Source organism: Streptomyces sp. Isolate_45 (genome assembly GCF_024721315.2).
In the GTDB taxonomy this organism is placed as follows: domain Bacteria; phylum Actinomycetota; class Actinomycetes; order Streptomycetales; family Streptomycetaceae; genus Streptomyces.
Window position 1 is genome coordinate 1 of the sequence record NZ_JANFAK020000299.1, and the last position, 4,703, is coordinate 4,703.

At 73.6% G+C, this 4,703-nt stretch carries 5 protein-coding genes; 3 read left to right on the forward strand and 2 right to left on the reverse strand.

The annotated features are described in order from the left end of the window. Positions 1 to 1,075, forward strand: a 1,075-nt coding sequence (locus NOD94_RS40275) for a hypothetical protein (RefSeq protein ID WP_281211211.1), incomplete at its 5' end; no start/stop codon positions are given. Between the two features lie 84 nt (positions 1,076 to 1,159). On the opposite strand, the gene NOD94_RS40280 is transcribed toward NOD94_RS40275, so the two are convergent. Further along, positions 1,160 to 1,951, reverse strand: a complete 792-nt coding sequence (locus tag NOD94_RS40280) for a transglutaminase-like domain-containing protein (protein ID WP_281211212.1) — start codon at positions 1,949 to 1,951, stop codon at positions 1,160 to 1,162. Beyond that, complete coding sequence (locus tag NOD94_RS40285) at positions 1,948 to 2,937, reverse strand: GNAT family N-acetyltransferase (protein ID WP_281211213.1); 990 nt, start codon at positions 2,935 to 2,937, stop codon at positions 1,948 to 1,950. The genes NOD94_RS40280 and NOD94_RS40285 overlap by 4 nt, the downstream gene beginning before the upstream one ends. Before the next feature lie 116 nt (positions 2,938 to 3,053). Between NOD94_RS40285 and fdxA the strand changes: the two genes are divergently transcribed. Then, positions 3,054 to 3,383 (forward strand): ferredoxin, encoded by a 330-nt coding sequence (gene fdxA, locus NOD94_RS40290; protein ID WP_281211214.1) that lies wholly within the window; start codon positions 3,054 to 3,056, stop codon positions 3,381 to 3,383. Between the two features lie 107 nt (positions 3,384 to 3,490). Next, positions 3,491 to 4,585: a succinyldiaminopimelate transaminase gene (dapC, locus tag NOD94_RS40295; protein ID WP_281211215.1), complete on the forward strand. Its 1,095-nt coding sequence runs from the start codon at positions 3,491 to 3,493 to the stop codon at positions 4,583 to 4,585. The last annotated feature ends 118 nt before the right edge of the window (positions 4,586 to 4,703 follow it).

Below are 4,703 nucleotides of genomic sequence, written 5' to 3' on the forward strand. Positions count from 1 at the left end.
GCCCGGTCCCGTCGCGCCCGTGCCCCCGCCCGGACCGCAGCCGCCGAAGCAGACCCGGCCGACGCCGCCCGCGCCCCCGGCGGGCAAGCAGACCAAGGGCGCCAAGCCGGCCGGCAAGCCCGCCAAGCCCGCCAAGAAGGGCCGCTCCAAGCTGGTCCTCCTCGGCGGCGGCGTCATCGCGCTGGTCGGCGTGGCCTACGGCGCCGGGCTGCTCCTGAACCACTCCGACGTCCCCAAGGGCACCACCGTCCTCGGCGTCGACATCAGCGGCAGCCGCGACGAGGCCGTCAACAAGCTGGAGAAGGCCTTCGGCACCCGTGCCGCGACCCCCCTCCAGCTCAGCGTCGGCGGCAAGCAGGTCGAGCTGAAGCCGGAGAAGGCCGGGCTCACCCTGGACGCGCAGACCACTGTCCGCAACGCGGCAGGCAGCGACTACAACCCCGTCACCGTCATCGGCACGCTCTTCGGCGTCGAGCGCACGGCCGACGCCGTCATGCCGGTCGACGAGGAGAAGCTGCGCGACGCGCTCCAGGAGCTGGCCGGCAGCGCCGGCAGCATCACCGAGGCGACCATCAAGTTCGACACCGGCAAGGCCGTCGCCGTCCCCGGCAAGGCGGGCGAGGGCCTCGACGTGGACGGCTCGGTGGACCTGGTCCGCAAGGCCTTCGGCGCGCTCGTCGGCGGCGGCAAGGCCGCCCCCGTCGAACTCCCGGTCACCACCCGGGAACCCACCATCAACCAGGCCGAACTGGACCGGGCGATGAAGGAGTTCGCCGAACCGGCCATGGCCTCCCCGGCGACTGTCAAGGCGGGCGGCAAGGCCCTTCCCTTCGGCGCCAGGTCCCTGCCGAAGATCCTCAGCATGACGGCCGTGGACGGCCGCCTCGTCGAGAAGTACGACCTGGAGGCCCTCAAGGCCACCTACGGGAACACCTTCGACGGGGTCATGGTCACGCGGGGCACCGGTGCGAAGACCGCCGTGACCCCCGAGGACGTCGCGGGCGCCCTCGGCAAGGCACTCAAGGGCAAGACGCCCGCCGAGCGGATCGCGGTCATCGACACCAACGCCGGCTGACCCGGAGCGCCCGGGCACCACGCCGACGACGTCGCGAAGGAGCCCCTTCCCCGGCCGGGGAAGGGGCTCCCGCGCGTACGGGCCTCAGTTCAGCAGCGCGCGGGCCGACACGGCCTCACCGCGGATGCGGGCCGCCGACTCGGCGTCCACGGCGTCCATCACCTCGGCGTACGCCTCCAGTTCGCCCGCGCCCTCCGTGAAGGCGCCCCGCTCCACCAGCAGCCTCGCCCGCTCGTAGCGCAACGCCGCCGGGTGCGAGGGCATCAGCAGCGCCAGGTCCAGCGACCAGAGGGCCACCGCCGAATGCTCCGGCCGGGCCGAGGCCCAGGCCCGGATGTTGTTCAGGATCCGCAGCACGATGTCGTGGGTCCGGGCCGGTGTCCGCGGCCCCGCGGCCAGCTCCGCGGGGCCCGCGCCGAGCGAGGCGCCGCCCGCGAAGGGGTCCGCGACGAAACCGTCCTCCGGGTCCCCGAACCCCACCACGAAGTGCCCGGGCAGCCCCAGTCCGTACACGGGCGCGCCCGCCCGTCGCGCCACCTCCATCCAGACGACGGACAGCAGGATCGGCAGCCCGCGCCGGCGCCGCAGCACCTCGTGCAGCAGGGAGGAGGAGAGCCGGTCGTAGTCCGCCGGGGTGCCGTGGAAGCCCAGCCGGCCCCCGAGCAGCTCCGTCAGGGCCGAGGCCCAGGCCTTTCCGCCCCGCAGCCCGTACGGCAACATCCCCGCCAGCCGGTCCAGTTCGATCTGCGCCCAGTCCATGGCGCGTTCGTCCAGGTCAGGGTCCGCCTCCGCCGCCAGCAGCAGGCACAACTGCGCCAGATCGGGCCGCTCCGCGCGGGCCTCCGCCGCGAACAGCTCCCGCGTCCGCGCGCTCACCGCGTCGCCCCGGCCCGGAAGTGGTGGTACGCGTGGTGCGTCGCGAAGCCCATCCCGTCGTACAGCGCCCGCGCCCCGGGGTTGTCCGTCTCCACCTGGAGCCACGCCGCGGAGGCGCCCTCCTCCAGCGCGCGGCGGGCCAGCGCCCTCATGACCGCCGTGGCCAGGCCCCGCCGCCGGTGTTCCGGGGCGACCGTGACCGCTCCGAAGCCGGCCCAGCGCCCGTCCACCACGCACCGGCCGACCGCCCTGCCGTCGGAGAGCGAGGCGAACCACACCGAGGGGCCCGCGACGAGCATCCGACGGGCCAGGTCCGGGTCCCGGACCTTGCCGTAGCGGCCCAGCCACGCCTCGTCGGGCGTCCGGGTCAGACGTACGTCCGACACGTCGGCGTCCAGGTCCGCGACCGGGGCCAGGCCGCCGATGCGGACCTCCGCCGAGACCTCGTTGACCCAGCCGCGCCGCTCCAGCTCCGCGCAGAGGAGCTCCTGCGTGCCCGCCGAGCCGGTCGAGGCCTGCACATACGCCGGAAGGTCACGCTCCGCGTACCAGGAGGTCACCCGGCCGAGTGCTTCGTCCAGGGGTATGCCGGGATCGCCGAGCGGCAGGGCGGAGTTGGCCCGCCGGGTGAATCCCCCCGAGGCCCGCAGCGTCCACTCCCCGAGCGGCTCGCTCTCCAGGGGCGCCCAGGCCCGCGCCGTGACCCTCGCCAGCTCCTCGAAGGAAGCCGCGGGTCCCCTGCGGCGGGCGGGTGCGGGAGGCACCGTCTTGCCCGCGACCAGCAATGATTCCGGGATGTGGACGGACACGCCGTCCTTGCGTGTGATCGTCAGCACACCCTCGTTCCAGGATGTGAGAACCCCTACGGTGTCGGCGAAGACGGGGGACCGCCCCGACCCCTCCTCCACCCGTCGTACAGAGACTCGTTTACCCACGTCAGCCGGGGTGATTCGGATCTCCAGCAGCCCACCGGCAGTGATTTCCACAGCTCTGTCCGCCCCTCCTGTTCGGATCGTGCCCGGGAACGGAGATACTAGGTGCGGGCATCGACGACGCCGCGCTCCCGCGCGAATGGAAAGCCCTACCGAGGAGGAACGAGAGCGTGACCTACGTCATCGCGGAGCCTTGTGTCGACGTCAAGGACAAGGCATGCATCGAAGAGTGCCCCGTCGACTGCATCTACGAGGGCCAGCGGTCCTTGTACATCCACCCGGACGAGTGCGTCGACTGCGGCGCGTGTGAGCCGGTCTGCCCGGTCGAGGCCATCTTCTACGAGGACGACACCCCGGAGGAGTGGAAGGACTACTACAAGGCGAACGTCGAGTTCTTCGACGAGCTCGGTTCGCCCGGTGGTGCCTCCAAGCTCGGCCTGATCGAGCGCGACCACCCCTTCGTCGCGGCGCTGCCGGCGGACATCAACCCGCAGCACTGACCGTTCACGGCAGACGCTCCTCGGTCCCGTCCGGCATTCGTGCCGCACGGGACCGAGCCGTTTCACCACCCGCACCCAGCGCGTACCCAGAGAGAGCAGAGACCCCCGTGGCCGCAGTATCCGACCGCCTTCCCGCCTTTCCCTGGGACAAGCTGGAGCCGTACAAGGCGACGGCCGCGGCCCACCCGGACGGCATCGTCGACCTGTCGGTCGGCACGCCCGTCGACCCGGTCCCGGAGCTGATCCAGAGCGCCCTGCGGGGCGCCGCCGACTCCCCGGGCTACCCGACGGTCTGGGGGACGGTCGCCCTGCGCGACGCGATCACGGGCTGGCTGCGCGGCCGGCTCGGCGCGAGCGCCGCCGGACACCGCAACGTCCTGCCGGTGGTCGGCTCCAAGGAGCTCGTCGCCTGGCTGCCCACCCAGCTCGGCCTCGGCGCCGGCGACAAGGTCGCCTACCCCCGCCTCGCCTACCCGACGTACGAGGTCGGCGCCCGACTGTGCGGCGCGGAGGCCGTCGTCTACGACGACCCGACCGACCTCGACCCGGCCGGCGTGAAGCTGCTGTGGCTCAACTCCCCGTCCAACCCCACCGGCAGGGTCCTCCCCAAGGAGGACCTGATCCGGATCGTGGCCTGGGCGCGCGAGCACGGGATCCTGCTCTTCAGCGACGAGTGCTACCTGGAGCTCGGCTGGGAGGCGGAGCCCGTCTCGGTCCTCCACGACGAGGTCTGCGGCGGCTCCTACGAGGGCATCGTCGCCGTCCACTCCCTCTCCAAGCGGTCCAACCTGGCGGGCTACCGGGCCGCCTTCGTCGCCGGTGACGCCGCGGTGCTCGGCGAGCTGCTGGAGATCCGCAAGCACGGCGGCATGATGACCGCGGCGCCCGTGCAGGCCGCCGTCGTCGCCGCCCTCGGCGACGACGCCCACGTCGCCGAGCAGCGCGGCCGCTACGCCGCCCGCCGCGAGGCCCTGCGCACGGCCCTGGAGGCCCACGGCTTCCGCGTCGAGCACAGCGAGGCGAGCCTCTACCTGTGGGTGACCCGGGACGAGCCCTGCTGGGACACCGTCGCCCACCTGGCCGAGCTCGGCATCCTGGCCGCGCCGGGCGACTTCTACGGCGAGGCGGGCGCGCGGTTCGTCCGCGTGGCCTTCACCGCCACCGACGAGCGGGTCGCGGCGGCGGTCAAGCGCCTCGGCTGAGCGACCGGGCCGAGTCCCGCACCGGTCCCGGCAGGACCTTGGAACGGGGGGGGGGGGGGGGGGGGGGGGGGGGGGGGGGGGGGGGGGGGGGGGGGGGGGGGGGGGGGGGGGGGGGGGG